This is a genomic window from Streptomyces sp. WM4235, from assembly GCF_001279725.1.
Taxonomy (GTDB): Bacteria; Actinomycetota; Actinomycetes; order Streptomycetales; family Streptomycetaceae; genus Streptomyces.
In genome coordinates, this window is record NZ_LGDE01000001.1 from 124,424 (window position 1) to 145,271 (window position 20,848).

Annotated in this window: 16 protein-coding genes; 9 read left to right on the plus strand and 7 right to left on the minus strand. The window is 73.7% G+C overall.

The window, feature by feature from the left end:
- Positions 1-5 precede the first annotated feature (5 nt).
- From ADK55_RS00560 to ADK55_RS00580, 5 genes are all read left to right on the plus strand, one after another.
- Entirely contained in the window at positions 6-1,610 is a 1,605-nt protein-coding gene (locus tag ADK55_RS00560) for a dynamin family protein (RefSeq protein ID WP_053675021.1), read from the plus strand.
- Positions 1,611-1,614: 4 nt separating this feature from the next.
- Complete coding sequence (locus tag ADK55_RS00565) at positions 1,615-3,441, plus strand: GTPase (protein ID WP_053674821.1); 1,827 nt, start codon at positions 1,615-1,617, stop codon at positions 3,439-3,441.
- 98 nt (positions 3,442-3,539) lie between these two features.
- On the plus strand, positions 3,540-3,947 hold the full coding sequence (locus ADK55_RS00570; RefSeq protein WP_053674824.1) for a single-stranded DNA-binding protein: 408 nt from the start codon (positions 3,540-3,542) through the stop codon (positions 3,945-3,947).
- 140 nt (positions 3,948-4,087) lie between these two features.
- Positions 4,088-5,284, plus strand: a complete 1,197-nt coding sequence (locus ADK55_RS00575; protein ID WP_063839419.1) for a thioester domain-containing protein — start codon at positions 4,088-4,090, stop codon at positions 5,282-5,284.
- A 154-nt stretch (positions 5,285-5,438) separates the two neighbouring features.
- Positions 5,439-6,977 carry a bifunctional phosphatase PAP2/diacylglycerol kinase family protein gene (locus tag ADK55_RS00580; protein ID WP_053674826.1) on the plus strand — a complete coding sequence of 513 codons (1,539 nt, stop codon included), beginning with the start codon at positions 5,439-5,441 and terminating at the stop codon, positions 6,975-6,977.
- A 187-nt stretch (positions 6,978-7,164) separates the two neighbouring features.
- Here ADK55_RS00580 and ADK55_RS00585 read toward each other — a convergent pair whose 3' ends face one another.
- The gene (locus ADK55_RS00585) at positions 7,165-7,797 is read right to left on the minus strand and encodes a hypothetical protein (RefSeq protein WP_053674828.1); all 633 of its coding nucleotides are present in this window, start codon (positions 7,795-7,797) and stop codon (positions 7,165-7,167) included.
- A gap of 236 nt (positions 7,798-8,033) precedes the next feature.
- On the opposite strand from ADK55_RS00585, the gene ettA reads away from it, so the two are divergent.
- From ettA to ADK55_RS00600, 3 genes are read left to right on the plus strand one after another with little or no spacing between them, the layout of a single operon-like run.
- Positions 8,034-9,698: an energy-dependent translational throttle protein EttA gene (gene ettA / locus ADK55_RS00590; protein WP_078998307.1), complete on the plus strand. Its 1,665-nt coding sequence runs from the start codon at positions 8,034-8,036 to the stop codon at positions 9,696-9,698.
- An 11-nt stretch (positions 9,699-9,709) separates the two neighbouring features.
- Positions 9,710-10,183 (plus strand): acyl-CoA thioesterase, encoded by a 474-nt coding sequence (locus ADK55_RS00595; protein ID WP_053674830.1) that lies wholly within the window; start codon positions 9,710-9,712, stop codon positions 10,181-10,183.
- On the plus strand, positions 10,180-10,902 hold the full coding sequence (locus tag ADK55_RS00600; RefSeq protein ID WP_053674832.1) for a hypothetical protein: 723 nt from the start codon (positions 10,180-10,182) through the stop codon (positions 10,900-10,902). Before ADK55_RS00595 ends, ADK55_RS00600 begins: the two co-directional genes overlap by 4 nt.
- Positions 10,903-11,050: 148 nt before the next feature.
- Here ADK55_RS00600 and ADK55_RS00605 read toward each other — a convergent pair whose 3' ends face one another.
- Positions 11,051-11,455, minus strand: a complete 405-nt coding sequence (locus tag ADK55_RS00605; RefSeq protein WP_053674834.1) for a globin — start codon at positions 11,453-11,455, stop codon at positions 11,051-11,053.
- A 147-nt stretch (positions 11,456-11,602) separates the two neighbouring features.
- Between ADK55_RS00605 and ADK55_RS00610 the strand changes: the two genes are divergently transcribed.
- Entirely contained in the window at positions 11,603-12,592 is a 990-nt protein-coding gene (locus ADK55_RS00610; RefSeq protein ID WP_053674836.1) for a methyltransferase domain-containing protein, read from the plus strand.
- On the opposite strand, the gene ADK55_RS00615 is transcribed toward ADK55_RS00610, so the two are convergent.
- The 5 genes from ADK55_RS00615 to ADK55_RS00635 are packed head-to-tail and all read right to left on the minus strand — an operon-like array spanning position 12,589 to position 20,840.
- Positions 12,589-13,767: an FHA domain-containing protein gene (locus ADK55_RS00615; RefSeq protein WP_053674838.1), complete on the minus strand. Its 1,179-nt coding sequence runs from the start codon at positions 13,765-13,767 to the stop codon at positions 12,589-12,591. The two genes, ADK55_RS00610 and ADK55_RS00615, sit on opposite strands and share 4 nt — an antisense overlap.
- Positions 13,768-13,813: 46 nt before the next feature.
- A complete protein-coding gene (locus tag ADK55_RS00620; protein WP_053674840.1) occupies positions 13,814-15,142 on the minus strand; it encodes a vWA domain-containing protein in 1,329 nt (442 codons plus the stop codon).
- A gap of 32 nt (positions 15,143-15,174) precedes the next feature.
- Positions 15,175-16,755 (minus strand): protein phosphatase 2C domain-containing protein, encoded by a 1,581-nt coding sequence (locus ADK55_RS35675; RefSeq protein ID WP_078998309.1) that lies wholly within the window; start codon positions 16,753-16,755, stop codon positions 15,175-15,177.
- 3 nt (positions 16,756-16,758) lie between these two features.
- Positions 16,759-19,530, minus strand: a complete 2,772-nt coding sequence (locus ADK55_RS00630) for a serine/threonine-protein kinase (RefSeq protein ID WP_053674842.1) — start codon at positions 19,528-19,530, stop codon at positions 16,759-16,761.
- The gene (locus ADK55_RS00635; RefSeq protein WP_053674844.1) at positions 19,527-20,840 is read right to left on the minus strand and encodes a hypothetical protein; all 1,314 of its coding nucleotides are present in this window, start codon (positions 20,838-20,840) and stop codon (positions 19,527-19,529) included. The genes ADK55_RS00630 and ADK55_RS00635 overlap by 4 nt, the downstream gene beginning before the upstream one ends.
- Between the last annotated feature and the right edge of the window lie 8 nt (positions 20,841-20,848).

Here is a 20,848-nt window from a genome sequence, read left to right on the forward strand (position 1 = left end):
TGACCTTGGATGTTCGGCCTCAGCTGCTCGATGCCCTGTCCGCCCTGCGCGACCGGGTGGCGTCCGTGCGTCTGCCGCTGCCCCTGCCCGGCGCTCCGCGCGCCCGCCAGACCAGAGCCGAGCTGCTCGCGCAGCTCGACGACTACCTCGTTCCCCGGCTGAAGGCGCCGGAGGCGCCGCTGCTCGCCGTCGTCGGCGGGTCCACCGGGGCCGGCAAGTCCACCCTCGTCAACTCCCTCGTGGGGAGGCAGGTCAGCGAAGCCGGGGTGTTGCGTCCCACGACACGAACCCCGGTGCTTGTCTGCCATCCGGATGATCATCACTGGTTCGCCGGTATGCGCGTCCTGCCCGATCTGATCCGGGTCTGGGTGCCCCACGAGGAGGACGAGTCCCCTCCCGCGACCAGGAAGCCCCCCCGCGGGAACACCCATGCCACCCGCGAACTGAGGATCGAGACCGTCTCGAACCTGCCGCGCGGGCTCGCCATCCTCGACGCCCCCGACATCGACTCCCTCGTCGTCGAGAACCGCACCCTCGCCTCCGACCTCATCTGCGCCGCGGACGTCTGGGTGATGGTCACCACCGCCTCGCGGTACGCCGACGCCGTCCCCTGGCACCTGCTGCGCACCGCCAAGCAGTACAAGGCCACCCTGGTCACGGTGCTCGACCGGGTACCGCACCAGGTGCTCGCCGACGTCTCCCGGCAGTACGGGGCCCTGCTCACCCGGGCCGGGCTCGGCGACGTGCCCCGGTTCACGGTGCCCGAGCTGCCCGAGTCCACCGGCGGGGGCGGGTTGCTGCCGGCCAGCGCCGTCGCGCCGCTCTTCGCGTGGCTCAGCCACCACGCCCAGGACCCCGCCGCCCGGCAGTACGCCGTCGGGCGGACCGCGCTGGGCGCGCTGGACTCCCTCAACCGCCGGATGCCGGAACTCGCCTCCGCGGTGGCCGCCCAGCACGCCGCCGCCGTACGGCTGACATCGGCCGTCACGGACGCGTACCGCCGCGAGGGCAAGCGGGTGCGCAACCGGCTAGACAAGGGCGCGGTCCTGGCCGGCGACGCGCTGACCAGATGGCGCGGCTACCCCCTCGACACCAGCGCGGACGAACTTCTCGACTCCCTCGCCGAGTCGCTCGCCGCGCTGCTCCAGTGCGCCGTGGCCGCCGCCGACGAGCGGATCGCGGAGGCCTGGCGGCGCGAACCGGCGGCAGGCGCGGTCTCGCTGCCGGCGCCCGACCGTGAGGCGGCGGAACGTATCGGCATGGCCGTACGGCGCTGGCGGCGCGTCCTGGAGGAACTCGCCGAGGAGGAGGTCGCACGGCTCGACAAGCAGCCCGCGCCCGACCCCGACGGCGTCGCGGCCCTGTTGGTCGCCGCCCTCCTCGGCGGCAAGCGGGCCCGCCCGGCGGGCGAGAAGCTCGCCGAGCGGATCGGCGTACAGGCCGCCGTACGGCTGCGGGACCGCGGCGGCGAACTGGTCGGCGAACACCTGGACCAGGTGTTGCGTGCCGAACGCGACCGCCGCCTCGCCCCCCTGGAAGCCCTCGAAGTGACCCCGGAACCACAGGCCGAGCTGATCGCCGCGTTGTCCGTACTGCAGAAGGAGAGGTGACACGGTGACCGCCTTGACCGACCGCACCGACGACCGCTGGGACGACGGACTCATCGCGCGCTCGCGCCCCCGGGTCGCCGACGACGACTGGCCCGGGATCGACAACGAGGAGGGCGACGACGCGCTCGTACGGGCCGTCTCCGGCGCCGGCAGCGACGGCGGCAAGGTGCCCGCGCCCCCGCTCAGCCCCGAGGCGCGGGCCCTGCGCACCCGACTCGAAGCACTGCGCCAGCTCATCGGACTGTCCAGGACCCGGATCCTCGACGGCAAGACCCTCGTCGAAGCCGGCAGGATCCTCGACGAGGCCGCGGCGCGGCGCGGGCTCTCGGCCCAGCACACGGTCGTCGCTATCGCCGGCGCCACCGGAAGCGGCAAGTCCACCCTCTTCAATTCACTCGCCGGGGTGCAGATCTCCGAGACGGGTCTGCGCCGGCCGACCACGGCGGCGCCGATCGCGTGCAGTTGGTCGGACGGCGCGGCGGGCCTGCTGGACCGGCTGGAGATCCCCGGCCGGCTGCGACGCAGGCCGCGTGAGACCTCGGAGGCCGAGGCGCTGCGGGGGATGGTCCTCGTGGACCTGCCGGACCTGGACTCGGCCGTCGGCGCCCACCGGGACCACGTGGACCGGGTGCTGGCGCTGGTCGACGCGGTGGTGTGGGTGGTGGACCCGGAGAAGTACGCCGACGCCGTCCTCCACGAGAAGTACCTGCGCCCGCTGGCCGGGCACGCCGAGGTGACGTTCGTCGTGCTGAACCAGGTGGACCGGCTGCCCGGCGAGTCGGCCGACCTCGTCCTCGACGACCTGCGACGACTGCTGGACGACGACGGGATCGCCCTGGGGGAACACGGCGAACCCGGGGCGACCGTCCTCGGACTCTCCGCCCTGACGGGTGAAGGGGTCGGGGAACTGCGGGAGCTGCTCGGACAGTTCACCCAGGAGAAGGGCGCGGCCACCCGGCGGATCTCCGCCGACGTCGACCGGGCCGCGCTGCGCCTCAGGCCGCTGTACGTCGCCGACGGGCACCCCGGGCCCGAGATCGGGGAGGTGGCGCGCGCCGAGTTCGAGGACCGGCTCGCCGAGGCCGTCGGCGCGTACGCGGCCGGTCTCGCCGCCGAACGGGCCTGGCGGCGCAACGCCGGCAAGGCCTGCGGGACGCCGTGGCTGCGGCTGTGGCGCTGGTACGAGAGCCGGCGCGCCCCGCGCTCCCTGGCGGGTCTGGCCGCCCTCGCCGCGATCGGACGGACCCCGACGGCGACCGAGTTCCCCGTCGAGGAGGAGGTCACCGCCCGCCAGCGGGTGGAGCAGGCCGTACGGACGGTCGCGGACGAGGCGGTCATCGGACTGCCCGATCCCTGGGCCCAGGCGGTCCGCGAGACCGCGGTGCGCGGCGCCGACCGGCTGCCGGAGGCACTGGACGAGATCGCGGTGACCGTGGGCACGGCGGTCGCCGTGCCCCACGTCAAACCGCCGCGCCCCGGCTGGTGGCCCGTCGCGGTGCTGGCCCAGGCCGCGATGACCCTGCTCCAGATCTACGGCGGCCTGTGGCTGGTCGGGCAGATCGCCGGGGTGCTGCCACCGCACCTGATGCCGCCGGTGCTGCTGATGGCGGCGGGCATCGTCGGCGGGCCGCTGGTCGAATGGGCCTGCTCGATCGCCGCCCGGGGCCCGGCCCGCAGGTACGGCCAGGACGCGGAACGCCGGTTGCGACAGGCGGCGGCAGGGTGCGGGCGAGCCCGGGTGCTGGAGCCCGTCGCGGCCGAGCTGCTGCGCTACCGGGAGGTGCGCGAGCAGTACGCGACGGTGGCGAGGTTTTCCACAACCCGTCAGTAGTCCACAGGCCGGAGCGGGATCCGGGTCGCCGGGCCAGCATGGTCACACCTCGTGCGGACGGTCCGCACGGGTGTGGCACGCGGGGGAGGGCGACCGGGATGAACGACACCCTGGTGACGCTGGTGGGACACGTGGCGACGCGGATCGACTTCAAGGAGACGCCGACCGGCCCGTCGGCGAGGTTCCGATTCGCCGTCACACCGAGGTACTTCGACCGGCGCACGGACACCTGGTCCGACGGCTCGACCAGCTTCTTCACCATCTGGGCACGACGGACCCTCGCGTTGAACCTGGCGAGTTCCGTGTCCGTCGGCGAACCCCTCGTGGTGCACGGAAGGCTGCGGGTCCGAGACGATCCGCCCGACGGTGAAGGGGCGCGGTGGTTCTCCGCGGACATCGAGGCCGTCGTCATCGGACACGACCTCAATCGGGGGACGGCCGCCTTCCGGCGCGTGGTCAAAACGGACACCCCGCTGATGGCGCCTCAGAAGGCGGCGGTGGTCTGAGTGTTCGAGGCGGTTAGGATTCCCCGGTACTCACGGGCACCCGGGTCCTCGGCACCCGGGTCCTCGGCCCGAAGGGGAAGACTGTGTCGATCGCTGTTCCCGCATCCTCCGTTCCCGATCCCGCCCTCGCCGCGCCCGTCATCGGCCCGGCCGCCGTTCCCGGACGGGGCTCCGCACGCCGGTCGTTGGCGGCGGTGGCGCTGTTGGCCGCGGCCCTGGCCGCCACGCCCGGCGCCGCGGTGGCGGCGGACTCCGAGCCCACTCCGGGTCGGGCCCCGGAGGGTGCGAGCGCCGTGCTGGACGGCCTGAAGACCTACGGGCAGGCCGTCCTGCGCACCGGCGACGGAGCCGTACGGCAGGTCCCGGCCGGACTGCACGAGATGCGCGTGGACGGCGGCGGCATGCTCCAGACCTACGGGGTCGGCGTCGCGGGCTACGCGCAGCCCGAGGCCCGGTACACCGAGAGCGGCTGGAACGGCAGCCCCCTCGAAGGCAAGGACGGCGCGGGCCGGATCCGCTGGGTGCTGGAGCACTCCTACCCGCAGCTCAACGACCTGGCGGAGCTCTCCAAGACGGCCGGCGCCGCCCCCCTCACCGCGGAGAGCGCCGCCGCCGGAACACAGGTGGCGATCTGGCGGCTGGCGGACGGGGCGCAGGTGGAAGCCTCCGACCCGGCGGCGGAACAACTCGCCGACTACCTCCAGCGGGAGGCGGGCCGGATGGCGGAACCGCCGCCCTCGTTGGCACTGGACCCCGGCGAGGTGTCGGGTCCGGTGACGGGGGCCGTCGGCAGCCGGCTCGGCCCGGTCACGGTGCGCACCGGCGCCCAGAGCGTGACGGTCACCCCCGACGCGGCGGCGATGGCCATGGGCGTGCGGGTGGTCGACGAGCAGGGGCGGCCGTTGACCGCCGCCGCCGACGGCACCCGGCTGTACTTCGAGGTGCCGCCGGGCACGGCGGAGGGGCTCGCCTCGGTCGTCGTGCAGGGCTCCACCAAGGTTCCCGTCGGACGGCTCTTCGCCAACGGCGTCCCGAACCAGGCGCAGATCGTGGCGGGCTCCAGCGAATCCGCGACCACCGCCACCGCGACGGCGCTCTGGCCCGCGCCCGAACCGGTACCGATGGGCGCCGTGTCCGGTACGGCCGTACCGTCGGCCGGCTCCGAGCCCACCACCGAGAGCGAGGACTCCCCGGCCGGCGAACGCCTCGCGACCAGTGGCAGCTCGGCGGCCACCCCGGTGATCGCCTCCCTCGCGGTGGGCCTGGTGGTGCTGGGCGGCATGGTCGTCCTGCTGCTGCGCAAGCGGCCGCTGGAGGGCGAGCAGGACGAGGTCTAGGGCGCCCCGGGCGGTCGCCTCCCCCGACTCGCCTCGGTCGAACGGGGGCCCGGTCTCGCGCCCCCGACGCGGTCCGAGAGGGGCGCCCGTGCCCGGTGGCCCGGGTGGCGGGTGGGGTTGGTTCCGGATCCTCGGCGCGGGGTAGGCGCTGACAATGGCTGAACAGGAATTGACCTGGCAGGGGTCGGTCGCGCGATGGGACCGGCAGTTGTTCGACGCGGTGGCCCGCCGCCATTGGCCCGGGGCCGACCGGGTGCTGCCGAGGTTGGGTCGGGCCGCGAACCACGGCGTCCTGTGGGGCGGGACCGCCGCCGCGCTCGCCGCCTTCGGCTCCGCCCGGACACGCAAGGCCGCCGTGCGGGGAGTCACCTCCCTCGCGCTGGCCTCGGCGACGATCAACACCGTCGGCAAGTGGTCCGTACGACGGCGTCGCCCCGTGCTGGAAGGGGTGCCCGCCACCCGGCAGCTGCGCACCCAGCCGCAGACCACCTCGTTCCCCTCCGGGCACTCGGCCTCGGCGTTCGCCTTCACCGCCGGGCTGGCGCTGGAGGCGCCGGGGTGGGGGCTCGCGCTGGCCCCGGTCGCCGCGTCGGTCGCGTTCTCCCGCGTCTACACCGGGGTGCACTACCCGTCCGACGTGGTGGCGGGCGCGGCGCTCGGGGTGGCCGCCGGGCTCCTCGTGCGACGGCTCGCACGTGACGTCCAGGAGGCCCGGGTCGTACCGGGCGACGAACGGCCGGACGCCGGGGCGCCCGCGCTGCCGGACGGGGACGGCCTGACGGTCGTGATCAACTCCGGTTCGGGTACCGCCGCCTTCGCCGGGCTCGACGTCCTCGAGCGCCGGCTTCCGAAGGCGAAGCTGGTCCAGTGCGAGAGCACCGAGCTGGAGTCGGAACTGGCCGCGGCGGCCTCCCGGGCCCAGGTGCTCGGCGTCTGCGGCGGCGACGGCACCATCAACGCGGCGGCCACCGCCGCGCTGCGCGCCGGGGTGCCGCTCGCGGTGTTCCCCGGCGGCACCCTGAACCACTTCGCCCTCGACCTCGGGCTCGCCGGAATCGAGGACACCTGTCGGGCGGTGGCCGACGGGCACGCGGTGCGTGTCGGTGTCGGACGCTTCACCCCCGGCCCGCGGCGACACTCCGTTCTCGACGAGGGGGCGGAGGACGTCCCCGAGTCCGGTGTCGAGCCCGGGCGGGAGGAGTCGGGATACTTCCTGAACAACTTCAGCATCGGCGCCTACCCCGAGCTGCTGCGACACCGGCTGCGGTGGGCGCCCCGAATCGGGAGCGGCCCGGCCGCGCTGCTGGCGGCGTGGCGGGTGCTGCGGGCCGAGCGGCCCGTACGGCTGAGCCTCGCCGGGCGACCGCGCAGCGTCTGGCTGCTGTTCGCGGGCAACGGGACGTACCACGGCAGCGGCCCCGCACCCAGGCGCCGCGACAACCTCGGCGAGGGCCTCCTCGACGTACGGCTCGTCTTCGGCGGCGGCCGTCCCGGCCCGCGACTGTTGGCCGCGGCCTTCACCGGGCCCCTCAGCCGTTCCCCGGTCCACACCGCCACCCGCCTGCGGAGCCTGCGGATCTCGGACGTGCCGCCCGGCACCCCCCTCGCCTACGACGGGGAGTACGCCAAGGCCCCCACCGCCTTCGTGCTCGACGAGCTGCCGGAAGCCCTCACCGTCTACCGCCCGCGCTGACGCCCCCGGAGCGACGACCGCACCCCCCGGCTCACACCGGCCCCAGCCCACCCGCCCCGGCGCCCCACCCATGCGCCGGGGCGCGGCCGTGCCCCGGCCGCATCGGCCCATCGGCCCATCGGCCCGCGCGCCGGCAAGGGATCGCGGGGAAGCGCTCCCGGCGCCCGGATCACGAGCGGGGACTGCCTCACCCCGGCTGGGCCGCCCGTAGGCCGTCGGCGGTGGCGCCGGTGACGGCGGGAGAATCGGGGGCCGTCGGCGAGCTGCCTGCCGGCCGTGAGTCCACTCCCAGGTCGGCCCGCATCTCACCGCGCATGATCACCCACTGCGCGTTGGCCCGCAGCAGGTCGGTCCGTATCTCCTCGAACGAGTCGTCGGGTGCCGCGTCGCCCTCCTCCAGGCGCATGATCCGGTCGTAGAGGTGGGCAAGAGTCTGTCCCAGGGCGTCCAGCTCCGCGAGAACGGAATCGGAGGCGACCATCTGGGCCTCGGCGAAGTACGCGTGCATCGCGTGACGTGCGTCCTCCAGGGCCGTCCGCTCCTCCGCGGTGTCGCCCCGCTTGTGGACGAGCCAGAGGTACTTCATGAGTTCTATGCGGTGGCGGCGGTACCCGGAGTTCGCGTTCACGTAACAGTCGCGCCGCTTGCCCAGCTCGACGACTCGCTGCTCGCGGACCCACTGGGCGTCGGCCGCCCGTTCCTGGCGTTCGTGGCGATCGGATTCGGCGTGTGCGAGCAGCCGCTGCGACACGATGGGGGCGACGAGAGTGCCCGCCACGGCGATGGTCGTGCCGGCGAGCGCCAGCCAGGCGTTGTCCACGTTTCCTCCGAGGGATCGACCCAGAACCTGGCGTCATCCTGCCGGGTGATCGGAAGGCGCGGCTCGCGTTCGCGCCGCCGTGGCGGGCTCCGACGATCGGCGTCGGCCCCCGCCGGCCGGGCCGCTCCGAGGCGGCCGGGGTCAGGGGGGCCTGACCTACCCATTCGCCCGTAGCTATGGACGACTGGCAAGATGGGGTGTATCTGCCCACCCATCGATCTGCCGGACGGTTTCTCTTGGCTGAGTTCATCTACACCATGCGCAAGACGCGCAAGGCGCACGGCGACAAGGTGATTCTTGATGACGTCACCCTGAACTTCCTGCCCGGCGCGAAGATCGGTGTGGTCGGCCCGAACGGCGCCGGTAAGTCCACCGTTCTGAAGATCATGGCGGGCCTGGAGCAGCCGTCCAACGGCGAGGCGTACCTCTCGCCCGGCTTCACCGTCGGCATCCTGATGCAGGAGCCCAAGCTCGACGAGTCGAAGACCGTCCTGGAGAACGTCCAGGACGGCGCCGCCGACACGATGAAGAAGCTGCACCGCTTCAACGAGGTCGCCGAGCTGATGGCGACCGACTACACGGACGCGCTCCTCGACGAGATGGGCAAGCTCCAGGAAGACCTGGACCACTCCAACGCCTGGGACCTCGACGCCCAGCTGGAGCAGGCCATGGACGCCCTGGGCTGCCCGCCCGGCGACTGGCCCGTCACCAACCTCTCCGGTGGCGAGAAGCGCCGCGTGGCGCTGTGCAAGCTGCTGATCGAGGCCCCGGACCTGCTCCTCCTCGACGAGCCCACCAACCACCTCGACGCCGAGTCGGTGAACTGGCTGGAGCAGCACCTTTCGCAGTACAAGGGTTGCGTCATCGCCGTGACCCACGACCGGTACTTCCTGAACAACGTCGCCGAGTGGATCCTCGAACTCGACCGCGGCCGCGCCATCGCCTACGAGGGCAACTACTCCACCTACCTGGAGAAGAAGGCCACCCGCCTCAAGGTCGAGGGCCGCAAGGACGAGAAGCGCCAGAAGCGCCTCAAGGAAGAGCTGGAGTGGGTCCGCTCCAACGCCAAGGGCCGTCAGACGAAGTCCAAGGCCCGCCTCGCCCGCTACGAGGAGATGGCGGCCGAAGCGGACAAGATGCGCAAGTTGGACTTCGAGGAGATCCAGATCCCGCCGGGCCCGCGTCTGGGCTCGATCGTGGTCGAGGTCAACAACCTCTCCAAGGCCTTCGGTGACAAGGTCCTGATCGACGACCTGTCGTTCACGCTGCCCCGCAACGGCATCGTCGGCATCATCGGCCCCAACGGCGCCGGCAAGACCACGCTGTTCAAGATGATCCAGGGCCTGGAGACGCCGGACTCCGGCGCCATCAAGGTCGGCGACACCGTCAAGATCAGCTACGTCGACCAGAGCCGCGCCAACATCGACCCGAAGAAGACCCTCTGGGCGGTCGTGTCGGACGAGCTGGACTACATCAACGTGGGCCAGGTCGAGATGCCGTCCCGCGCGTACGTCAGCGCCTTCGGCTTCAAGGGCCCGGACCAGCAGAAGCCCGCGGGCGTCCTGTCCGGTGGTGAGCGCAACCGCCTCAACCTGGCGCTGACGCTCAAGGAGGGCGGCAACCTGCTGCTCCTCGACGAGCCCACCAACGACCTCGACGTCGAGACCCTGTCCTCGCTGGAGAACGCCCTCCTCGAATTCCCGGGCGCGGCCGTGGTCATCTCCCACGACCGCTGGTTCCTGGACCGGGTCGCGACCCACATCCTCGCCTACGAGGGTGACTCCAAGTGGTACTGGTTCGAGGGCAACTTCGAGTCGTACGAGAAGAACAAGGTCGAGCGTCTCGGCGTGGACGCGACCCGTCCGCACCGCGCCACCTACAAGAAGCTGACCCGAGGCTGAGGTCGAGGACCATGGCCAGACACCACTACAGGTGCCCCCTCCGCTGGGCGGACATGGATGCCTTCGGGCACGTCAACAACGTCGTCTTCCTCCGCTACCTGGAGGAGGCGCGCATCGACTTCATGTTCCGCCTGGCGCCCGGGGAGGGCAGTGAGTCCTTCACGGGCGGTTCCGTCGTGGCCCGTCACGAGATCGACTACAAGCTGCCTCTCGTGCACCGGCACGAGCCGGTGCTGATCGAGTCCTGGGTGACCCGGATAGGCGCCGCGTCCCTGACCATCCGCTACGAGGTCAAGGACGAGGCGACCGAGTCCACGCCCGAGACGGTCTACGTGCGCGCCGAGACCGTGGTCGTGCCGTACGACCTCGCCGCGGGGCGGCCCCGCCGCATCACGGCCGAGGAGCGGAGCTTCCTGGAGGAGTACCTGGACGAGCCCCGCGACGCCAAGCGCGCCAAGGGTTCGGAAGGGCGCATCGCGGCATGAACGACCGGTTGCACTGCGCCGACTCCGGGGAGGCGGCGGACCTCGCCGCCTTCCTGGGCCGGCTGGTGCACTACGACCGCGCCGCCGCCGTCCGCCTTCAGGCGCGGGCGGGCGGCGGCGCGCTCGCCGTTTTCGGGCGGCCGCCCTCCTTCGAGGTACTGGCCGTCCGCACCGTGCGCCTCGCCGCGCCCGTCGGGACGCCCCTGGACCTGACGGTGTCCGCCGGTGAGCTGCTGGAATCGGTGGACGAGGGCGCCGCGAGCATCGTCGTGCCCGGCCCGGTCACCGGGCCGCCCTGGGCGGGCGTACTGCCTCCGCGCGGCGGCTGGGAGCCGGTGGCGGGCCTGCCGAGCCCCGAGGCGATGCGGGCCGTCGTGGCGGGCGCCGTCGCCGAGTTCCGGGCCCGGGACGAGGCCCTGCCCCCGCAGCACCGGACCCGATCCGAGCGCGACCGCATCGGCCGCGAGATCTGGTCCCGCACGCTGGGTGACACCGAACTTCCGCTGCGCGCCGTGCACGCCGCACAGTCCCTGGGCTTCCTGCGGCCGGTACGGGCCTCCGTGCCCGCCGGCCCCACCGGGCCGCCCGCGACCCCCGCACCGGTGGCGCTGCTGGCATCCGGGGGCTGGCTGCGGCTGCGCACCCCCTACGGGTCCGTCGCCATGCGCCGCCCCGGCGGGACCGGGGGCCTCGGCGCCCTGCTGGTCCGGCCCGTCTGACGACGCCGCACGGGTTCCGTTCGGCCTTCCGCCTCACGGTCGCGCGTCGCGTCCTTTGCCGCCGCACCGTCCCCGGCCGACCTCCGGCGTCGTTGCGCCGCCGCACCGTCCCCGCCGACGTCCGGCGGGGTGCGTTCCGTCGGCCGCCTCAGCCCGCCGTGTTGATCATCGATGCGGCCGCGTACGTCAGGTACCGCCACAGCCGCGCCTCGTGCTCCGGCGCCAGGCCCAGCTCGTCCACCGCGACCCGCATGTGCCCCAGCCACGCGTCGTGCGCGGCCGCGTCCACCTGGAACGGCGCGTGCCGCATCCGCAGGCGCGGATGGCCGCGGTTCTCGCTGTAGGTGTTCGGACCGCCCCAGTACTGCATGAGGAACAGCGCGAACCGTTCCTCGGCCGGCCCCAGGTCCTCCTCCGGGTACATCGGGCGCAGCAGCGGGTCTTCCGCGACACCCTGGTAGAACCGGTGGACCAGGCGGCGGAAGGTGGCCTCGCCGCCCACCAGCTCGTAGAAGGTCTGCTCCTGGACCGTGCCCTGCGGATCGTCATTCACCTGACCATCGTCTCAGACGCCCGGACCGAGGACCGGGGTCCCAGGACCCTCCCCGCAAGCACGGCACCCCGCTCGCCACGCCGCGACGCGCGGGAACACGCCCGACCACCGTTGGCCTTCGCCCCCGCCGGGCAGCACAGTGGAGACATGGGCGCAGATGCCGAAGCACGCGACCTGCGCGAGACCGCGCACGCGGCCCAGGTCAAGGAGCTGATCGCGGCCGGGGCCCTGGACGACCCCGACTGGCGGGCGGCCTTCGCCGCGGTGCCCCGGCACGTCTTCGTCCCGTACTTCTGGACCGGTCGTGGAGCCGGACACGAGCGCCTCTGGGCCGAGGACCCGGACCCGGGGCGGCGCGCCCGCTGGCTGCGCGGCGTGTACACGGACACCCCGCTCGCCACCCGGCTGCGCGACGGCGAGCTGGTGTCCTCCAGCAGCCAGCCCTCCCTGATGGCGAGGATGCTGGAGGCGCTGGAGGTCCGCGACGGGAACAACGTGCTGGAGATCGGCGCGGGCACCGGCTACAACGCGGCCCTGCTCTGCCACCGGCTCGGCGAGGAACTGGTCACCACGGTGGACCTGGACGAGGAGATCACCGAGTCGGCGCGCGCCCACCTGGCGCGGCTCGGCCTGCACCCGACCGTCGTCACCGGCGACGGGGCGCGCGGCTGCCCCTCCCGCGCCCCCTTCGACCGGATCCTGGTCACCTGCACGCTGCCGCTGATCCCGCACACCTGGCCGGCCCAGTGCCGGCCCGGGGCGCGCATCCTGGCGCCGCTGTCGACCGGGCTGATCGCGCTCACCGTCCGGGACGCGGACTTCGCGGAGGGCCGGTTCCTGCACACCTCGGCGTACTTCGTGCCGCTGCGCGGGGCGGGCGCGGCCCCGCACGCCCCCTCAGTGCCCCGTCACGGACTCCCGTACGAGCTGGTGGACAACGAGCGCCTCCAGTTCCTGCTGATCCTGACCGAGGGCGTCCTGCACCCCCGGGAGGCCCTTGACCTGTGGCGCCGCGAGGGCCGCCCGGCGCGCGAGCGGTTCGGCGTCACGCTCACCCCGGAAGGACAGTGGTCGTGGCTCGACGACCCCCAGGGCCCGTACGTGTGGCCGCTGGGGGAGGTCGGGACGACCGCCTAACCCCGACGGACGGTGATCGTGGTCCAGGCGCCGACGTGGACCTGGTCGCCGTCGCCGAGGGGGATCGGGACGTACGGCTGGATCGGTTCCTCACCGCCGTTGATGGTGGTGCCGTTGGTGGAGTTCTGGTCCACCACCGCCCAGCTCCCGTCGGGCTGCTGGACGAGCACCGCGTGCTGGTGGGAGACGCCCGGGTCCTCGGGGGGCACCGAGAGGTCGATGTCCGGGGACTCGCCCGAGGAGGCGCGCCGCCGGCCGATGGTGATCTGACCGCCGGAGAGCGCGAGGTGCTGCTCGGGCGAGTACGCGGGCATGTTCAACCCGGCCGCCTCGGGGCCGCTGCGCCGCATCATCGCCAGGAAGTACGAGCGGTCGGGACCGACCGTCGCGCTCCAGGCACCGTTGCCGAGGGACGGGGCCTGACCCTGGGACCCGTAGTGCTGCTGTTGCTGGTGCTGCTGTGCTTGATGCTGCGGGACCTGCTGTTGCTGTTGCTGATGCTGCGAGTGCTGCTGGTACTCCTGCTGCGCATGCTGCCCCTGCGACTGCTGCGCATGCTGCGACTGCTGTGCCTGCGGAGACTGCTGGTACTCCTGCTGCTGCGGCGGAGGCTGCTGCTGATAGTGCGGCTGCTGGTACTCCTGCTGGAGGGGTTGCTGCACGGGCTGCTGTCGGTGCGACTGCTGCTGGTGCGAGGGCTGTTGGTGTCCCTGCTGCCCGTGTGCCTGCTGCCCGTGTGAGGGAGGCGGCAGCAGCCAGTCGTCCTCGCGCTGGAGCGGCTCGGCCGGTCGGTTGACCCGGGACGGCCGCGAGCCCTGGTAGTCGAAGTGGTCCTGCGAGAAGGCCGGCGGGGCCTGCGGCGGCGGGGGCGGCGGGGTGCCCACGCTCCCGGTGCCCGCGGCCGGGCCCGTCTCCTGGGCGAGCGGCGTGTACGAAGTCGCCGAACGCGTCAGGAAGTTGTACCGGCACTCCTCGCAGAACGGGGCCATGGCCTCGCGCGGGGTCCGACACTGCGGGCACAGCTCCGCCTGCGCGGTCGGCTCACCGGCCGTTGGAGGGTAGCCGTAGCCGTAGGAAGGCGCCGCGGGGGCGCTCGTGGCGGCAGCCATGCGGTGGCCGCAGACCTCGCACCAGTCCTCGGAGGCGGACTGGTGCCCGTTCGGGCAGGTCGGCATGGCTACGCTTCCCCCTTCTCCCTGCGTCATCGCCGCAGGTCTCTTCTCAGGTCTTCTTCACTCGGACGGTCTGCGTCGAACGCGTTTCAAGGGTCATCTCGTCGGCATCGGCGACCTTCGCTTTCAGCCGCACAGTACCTGCCGCCGCGTCCACGACATCCACCACCTTCGCCAGCAGTTTGGCAGTGTCCGCGTTGCCGGACGCGCTCGCCAGTTGTACCGCGCGTCCGAGTTTGGCCGTCGCACCATCGACATCACCCAGTTTGCGCGCTTCCAAACCTTGTTGGATGGCCTGGGCCAGCTCCGCCTGCCCGGTGTAGTGCGCCACCTGCGGACTGATCGCCGTGGAAGCGACGAGGTCGTCGGTCCACACCGCCCGCACCAGACCCTGGGCGAGGACGGTCGGCGCCCCGCCCGCCGTGTCCGGCACGATCAGCGTCGCGCGGGCCGCCAGCATCTCCTGCCCGATGGCCGCCCCCGGGACCCGGACGCACACGTGGTACTCGCGGGACTCGTCGCCCCACGAACCCGTCGGGTAGTCCCCGGCCCGCGGGCCGGCCTCGGTGCGGCGGTCGGTCAGGTCCTGGACGGTCGGCGCGACCTGCTTCACGTACTGGATCTCCACGCCGACCGGGGTCCACAGGCGCAGGGCGACGTCCGCGACCTCCTTGCCCATGACGTTCTCCATCATGCGCGTGAAGTCCTCGGTGAGGTGCGCGGGATCGGCGACGATGTCGGCGCTGCCGAGCAGCGCGCTCGCGATGCCGGTCACCTCCTTCACCTCCCAGTCGGTGCCCACACCGCGCGCGTCGCAGGTGAAGCGGCCCGCGCAGGCTTCGAGGGTGGCGCGCAACACGGCCGGTTCCTCGTGCTCGTTGCGCCCGTCGGTGAGCAGGATCCCGTGCCGGATCGTGGCCGGGGACTGCCGCAGCAGCCCGTCGGCCAGCCGCAGCCAGGTCCCGATGGCGGTGCCGCCGCCCGAACCGAGGCCGCGCAGGGACTCCTTGGCCTGTGCGCGGGTCACCGCGTCGGCCGTGGCCAGCCGGCCCTGACCGGGATAGACCTCCTTGGCCACGTGCGTGCCGGCGATCACCGCGAAGCTGGTGCCGTCGCGCAGGGTGTCGATCGCGGCGGCCGTGGCCTCGCGGGCACCGCGCATCTTGTCCGGCGGGTACTCCATGGACCCGGAACAGTCCACCATGATCACGACCGCGGCCCCGCCGGGAGCGGGGACGGCGGCCCGGGTGGCGGTGGCCCCGCCGCTGGAGGTGACCGTGACGATGGCGTGGACGTCGCGGCCGCCCTCGGGAAGGAACTCGTTCTGGTACACCTCCACGCTGAAGCGCGGGGCGCTCGGCTTGGCGAAGTTCGCCATCGATGGGACTCCCTCGGAGGATCGGTCGAAGATCAGGCCTGGGCGCGCGGATCCGCTTCCGCTTGCGGTTCCGGTCGTGCCGCCGGCGGTGCGTCCGGCAGGGCCGAGAACGGCACGACGGCCACGGTGACGTTGTCGTGGCCACCCCCGTCGAGGGCGTGCCCGACCAGTACCTGCGCGCTGTGCAGCGGCCGGACCGCCGCGTCCCGCGGCAGGATCCTGGCCAGATCCCTGGCGGACTCGGCGTAGTTCCACAGCCCGTCGGTGCAGACCACGACCACACCCGGGTGGTCGGGCTTGAAACTGGCGGTGTGCGGTTCGAGGTCGTACGCGTCGGCGCCGAGCCAGCCGGTGATGGCGTGGGCCCGGGCGTCGGCGTACGCCTCGGCCTCGCCCATCAGGCCGGCCGCGACCATCTGGGCCGCCCAGGAGTCGTCCTCGGTGAGCCGCCGGGGAAGCGCGGCCCGGTCGTCGGGAACCCAGTACGCGCGGCTGTCCCCGACCCAGCCGATGGTGAGCAACCCACCGCTGACCACGGCGCCGACCAGGGTGCAGGCCGGGGCGTTCTGGGCGCCGGGCACCTCCGGGGCCAGTGCGTTCACCGCGGCGGCCGCCGCCAGGATCGCCTCGTGCATGGCCTCCACGGGGTGCGCGCCCCGGGGGAGAGCCTCCAACAGCGCCTCGTTGGCGGCGCCGGCGGCGGCGGCCGAGGCCTCGTCGGGACGGCTGGCGGAGGAGACGCCGTCACAGACGATCGCCACGGTGGCCGCGGAACCGTCGGGAAGGGCCGTCGCGGCCACCGCGAAGGAGTCCTCGTTGCGGTGGTGGCGCAGCCCGCGGTCGCTGACCGCGGCGACGCTGCCGAGCTCCTCCTCCAGGTGGTCGCGCTCGCGGGGCTGGGCGTGGCCGCAGTGCTCGCAGTACCCGTCGGTGTCCACCCGGCCGGCGCGGCAGGCCACGCAGGTCTTGCCGGCGTCGCCACCGGCGGGGCTCGCGGGAGCGCCCGCGCTTACGGGAGCGGCGGGCGCCGGGACGGGCGGGTCGTACCGCTCGCCCGCGTCGCCGAAGCCGTGCGGGGCGGGACCGGCCGGCGCCTCGTGGGCCCGGTCGGATCCGTCGACCGGGTGCCCGGCCGGGGGCTCGGGGTGCCCGGACGGCGGTTCGGCGGCCCCCCAGGGAGCGCCCTCGGGGGGCGCGGCGGCGGCGCCGTACGACGCGCCGCGGCCGTCCGAAGGGCCCTGCGCGGCGGCGTGGCTCGGCTGTTGCTCCGGGGACGAGCCGTACGCGGTCCCAACCGGGCCCCACGGTGCGTCGGGAGTCGACCGAGCCGGTGCGCCGGTCCAGCCGGCCGGGTCCCCGACGAGGGTCGGGGCGGCGCCCGCGACGCTGCCCCAGCCCGGTGCGGGCGCGCCGGCCGGATACCCGGTGGCGCCGCGACCCGCACCGGCGTTGCCCGGTGGCGCGGGTTCGGGCGCGGTGATCGGGAGGGTCGGGTCGGGATCCGCAGACGCGGTTGGGGAAGAGAGGGCGTATCCGCACACGCCGCAGAAACGGTCCCCCTCTTCCAGGGGCTCAGCGCAGCTGGGGCAGCCCGACGGCCGATGCATCGACATCAATCACACCCACGTCCGGGGACGGAAACGGTTTGCCCGCTCCACCAGTTCGATCCTCTCCTCGCCCCGCTGCGCCAGCCGAGCGAGGACGCGGTACGAGCGCTCCAAGCCGAAGCGCAGCCCCCGCTCGTCCAGTTGACTGCCGAGCAACGAGGTCCGACCGGGGTCTGCACCCCGGCCACCCGACAGTACCCAGTCCAGCGCCGACCCCAGAACCTCGGTCGACAGCCGTTCGTGCCGTTCGGCGTCGAGCCCGAACCGCGCCAACGCCTCGACCTGCGCGGCAGCCGCCGTCAGGTCGGGCAGCAGTGCCTCCTCAGGGGAGCGGTCGCGCAGGCGTGCCCGTACGGCCGCCACCCGGGCGGCGGTGTGGTGGATCGACGCCTCCGGCACCGATTCGAGGGTGCGTACGGCCCCGGCCCGGTCGCCGGCGGCCAACTGGACCCGGGCCAACCCGAAGGCCGCGCTGACGAAACCGGGATCGGTGATCCACACCAGCCGGTAGTACTCGGCGGCGTTGTCCAACTGGCCCAGGACCTCCGCGCACAGGCCCAGCGCCAGCTTCGGCGCCGGCTCGCCCGGAAAGGCGTCGTAGATCGCGTCGAAGGACAGGGCGGCCGTCTCGTCGTCCCCGATCGCCAGCGAGGCGATGCCGCGCGTCCACACCACCCGCCAGTCGTCCGGATGTCGCACTTCCAGTTCGAGCAGGGCCTGTCCGGCCACGGCCAACTCGCCCAGTTCGAGCCGGGCCCGCAGCTCTCGCAGCCGCAGCTCGGCCGAGTCGGCGGGCGCCGCACCCAGCGCGCCGAGCAGGTCGGCGGGAGCGGAGGCGAGCAGGCCGGTCAGGAACCCGGCGTTGGGGTCGGCCGGATCCACCAACGGCACCGGCAGGGCCAGCGCCGCGCTCCGGGCGTCCAGGATCGCGAGGCCGATGCCGGCGTGCAGCGGCCCGTGGGCCTGCCGGGGCACCGGCGCGGACAGGAGGGTCGGGCCCGGGGCGGGCGCGACCGGGGCGACCGCCTGCCGGGGCAGGAGCGGCGCCCCGGCCGACACGTGCGTGGCGGTGGTCCTCAGGACGGCCGCCGGGGCCGCCGCGGGCGCGCCCCCGGCGAACACGGACGCCACCGGCCCGGACCCCGTCGGTACCGGGCCCGTCGGCGCGGGCACCGGCGCGGGCGGGACGGCGACGACCGGCGCCGGCGCGGTCCGCCCGGATCGCCCGTGTCGGCCCTTCGGCGCGGTGGAGCGCGCCCCCAGCCGGGACGCCTCCGCCCCCGCCTCATCGGCGAACAACCGGTTGTCGGGGACGTGCAGTTCCGGCCCGAACAGGGTGGACAACTGCGGCCGGGGCTTGCCCGTCTGCAGCGCCACGACCTCGCGCAGCACCCCGGTCAGCTGGTCGGCCATCTCCTGCGCGGAGGCGAACCGCCGCCCGGGGTCGGGGTCGGTGGCCCGTACCAGCAGCCGGTAGAAGGACTCGTACCGCCCGAAGACCTCGATGTGCTCGGGATCGGGCAGGGAGTCCACGAACACGTTCGTGTAGCCCTGGAAGTCGAAGGTCAGCACGGCCAGCGTGCGCGCCACCGTGTACAGGTCGGAGGCCACCGACGGGCCCGTCTCCGCGACCTCCGGGGCCTGGTAGCCCACCGTGCCGTAGATGGCCGACTCGTCGTCGTCCATCCGGCGGACCGCGCCCATGTCGATGAGCTTCAGCTGGTCCTGCTGCTGGATCGCGTTGTCGACCTTGAAGTCGCAGTACAGGAGGTTCCTGCTGTGCAGGTGGCCGAGCGCCTCCAGCGCCTCGATCCCGTACGCGCAGGCCTGTTCCACCGGCAGCGGATCGCGTCTGCCGTCCGGCCGGCGGCGCTCGTTGGCGATCTCCTTCAGCGACTTGCCGCCGACGTACTCCATGACGATGTACCCGTCCAGCGAACCCGTCCGCTGGTCCAGGTGCTCCACGAAGTTGTAGATCCGCACGATGTTGGAGTGCTCGATCTCCGCGAGGAAGCGCCGCTCGGAGATCGCCGCCTCCATCGCGTCCTGGTCGCCGGTGTCCAGCAGGCCCTTGAGGACGACCCAGCGGTCCGAGACCGCCCGGTCCACCGCCAGGTACACCCAACCCAGCCCGCCGTGGGCGAGGCAGCCCGCGACCTCGTACTGGCCGCGCACCACGTCGCCGGCGCGCAGCTTGGGCACGAAGGAGTACGGGTGCCCGCACTTGGTGCAGAACCCTTCCGTCCGGCCCGGCCGCTCGCCGCGCGCCCGGCCCACCGGGGCCCCGCAGTCCGAGCGCGAGCAGAACCGCTTGCGCTCCGGGACCTCCGGGTTCTCCAGCACCGCCGCCGAGGGATCCGGACGGGGCACCTCCGGTACGTTCACCAGCCCGGCCCCGAGCCGGCCGCGCCCCGAGACCGAGGGCGCCGAGCCCGAACTGCGCACCGACACCGAGCGGGCGGAGGCGGCCCCCGACAGGGACCGCGACAGCCGCCCGGACACCGAACGCCGCGAGGAGGAGGACCGGGAGGACCGTGAGGAGCGCGCGGAGGCCGAGGAGCCCGAACGCTCCGAGCCCCGAGAGCCCGCGGAGCCCCGGGAGTCACCGTGGCGCGCCGCGCTCGTCATCCCCGTCGGCGGCGAGACCAGCTCCTCCGCACCCGCCGCGACGGAGCCGATCGGCGCCAGCCCGCAGGTGTCGCAGTACAGCTCGCCGCCACCCATGTCCTCGTACGTCCCCGGGCAGCCGGGGCGACCGCACGCGGTTCCGCTCGGGCTCATGCGTCATCCTTCCCCGGCCGGTGGGGCCGGTGTTCATCGGAGCGGTCGGCGGGCGCCGTGCCCGGCGGGAGCGGTGCGTGCCGCGGCGGCGGTGGGGCCGACGATTCGGCCGCCGCCCACTGGTAGCGCAGCACGGCCTCCTCGGCGGCCCGCAGATCGCAGGGAGCGCTCCACAACATCCTTCGGGCCGTGTCGTACCGCTCGATGAGCAGCGGATCCTCCGCCATCCCGAGCCGGGCCACCTTCGCCTTGTACGCGTCCAGCCGGCCGCGCAGCTCCGCCCGCACCGCGAGCGGGGCCGTCACGGCCGTCAACGACTCACGGGCCCTGCGCAGTTCCTCGTCGGCCCGCTCCTCCAGCGATTCCAACAGGGGCGACAACCGGTGCCACTGCGACTGCCGCCGGTACTCGGCCGCCGCGGCCAACTGTTCCTGCAGGGCGGTCGGCGGCCCGCTGACCGCGGGCACCTCCGACGCCGCGATCTTCGCCAGCACCTCGCCGCGCGCCGTCCGCGCCTCGGCCAGCGTCCGGTCGGCCCGCGAGAGCACGTCCCGCAGGCTGATCAGCCGCTGCTCGGAGTCCTGCCGCACGTCGAGGACCGCCTCGATCTCCCGGCGTACGTCGTCCAGGGCGCGGGCCGCCCGGTCGTAGCGCCCGGTGTCCGGACGGCCGCCGCCCGGGGCGGAACTCCCCGCGGCCGCCGACCAGAACGCCAGCGGATCCGCGATCACCCGCGCGCGCAGCTCCGTCAGCTCGGCGGTGATGTCCTCCAGGTCGTCCCCCGACGGGTGCTCGCCCGGCCGGATGCCCACCGAGCGCGCCAGGGAGCGCGTCCGGTGCAGCTCGGCGGCGAGCAGGTCGATCCGCGCGGGCAGCGCCGACCAGACCGCGTCGGCGGCGACCACCACGTCCAGGGAGGACGCGTACAACCCGTTCATCCGGGCCACCAGCTCCGCCAGCGAGAGCCGCTCGGCGAGCGCGGCGCCCTCCACCCCGGCGCCGGCGATCAGCACACCGGGCCCGCGCAGCCGCTCCGTCAACTCGACCAGGTCCTCGCGGCTCGGCCGGCGGCGCCGTTCGCGGATCTCCCGGGCGGCGCGCAGCGCCCCGCTGTAGGCGTCGAAGAGCGTCCACAGTCGGGTGATCGCCGTGTCGGCGGCGGTCCACCGCTCCTTCGTGACCCCGGTGAGCGCGGCGCCCTCCAGCAGTCGCCGCCCGGAGTGGTCCTGGAGGGCCAGCAGGGAGGTCTCGACCGCCTCGTGTTCCGCGCCGAGACGGCTCAGCGCGCGGTCCACGTCCTCCCCGTCCATGACCGCCG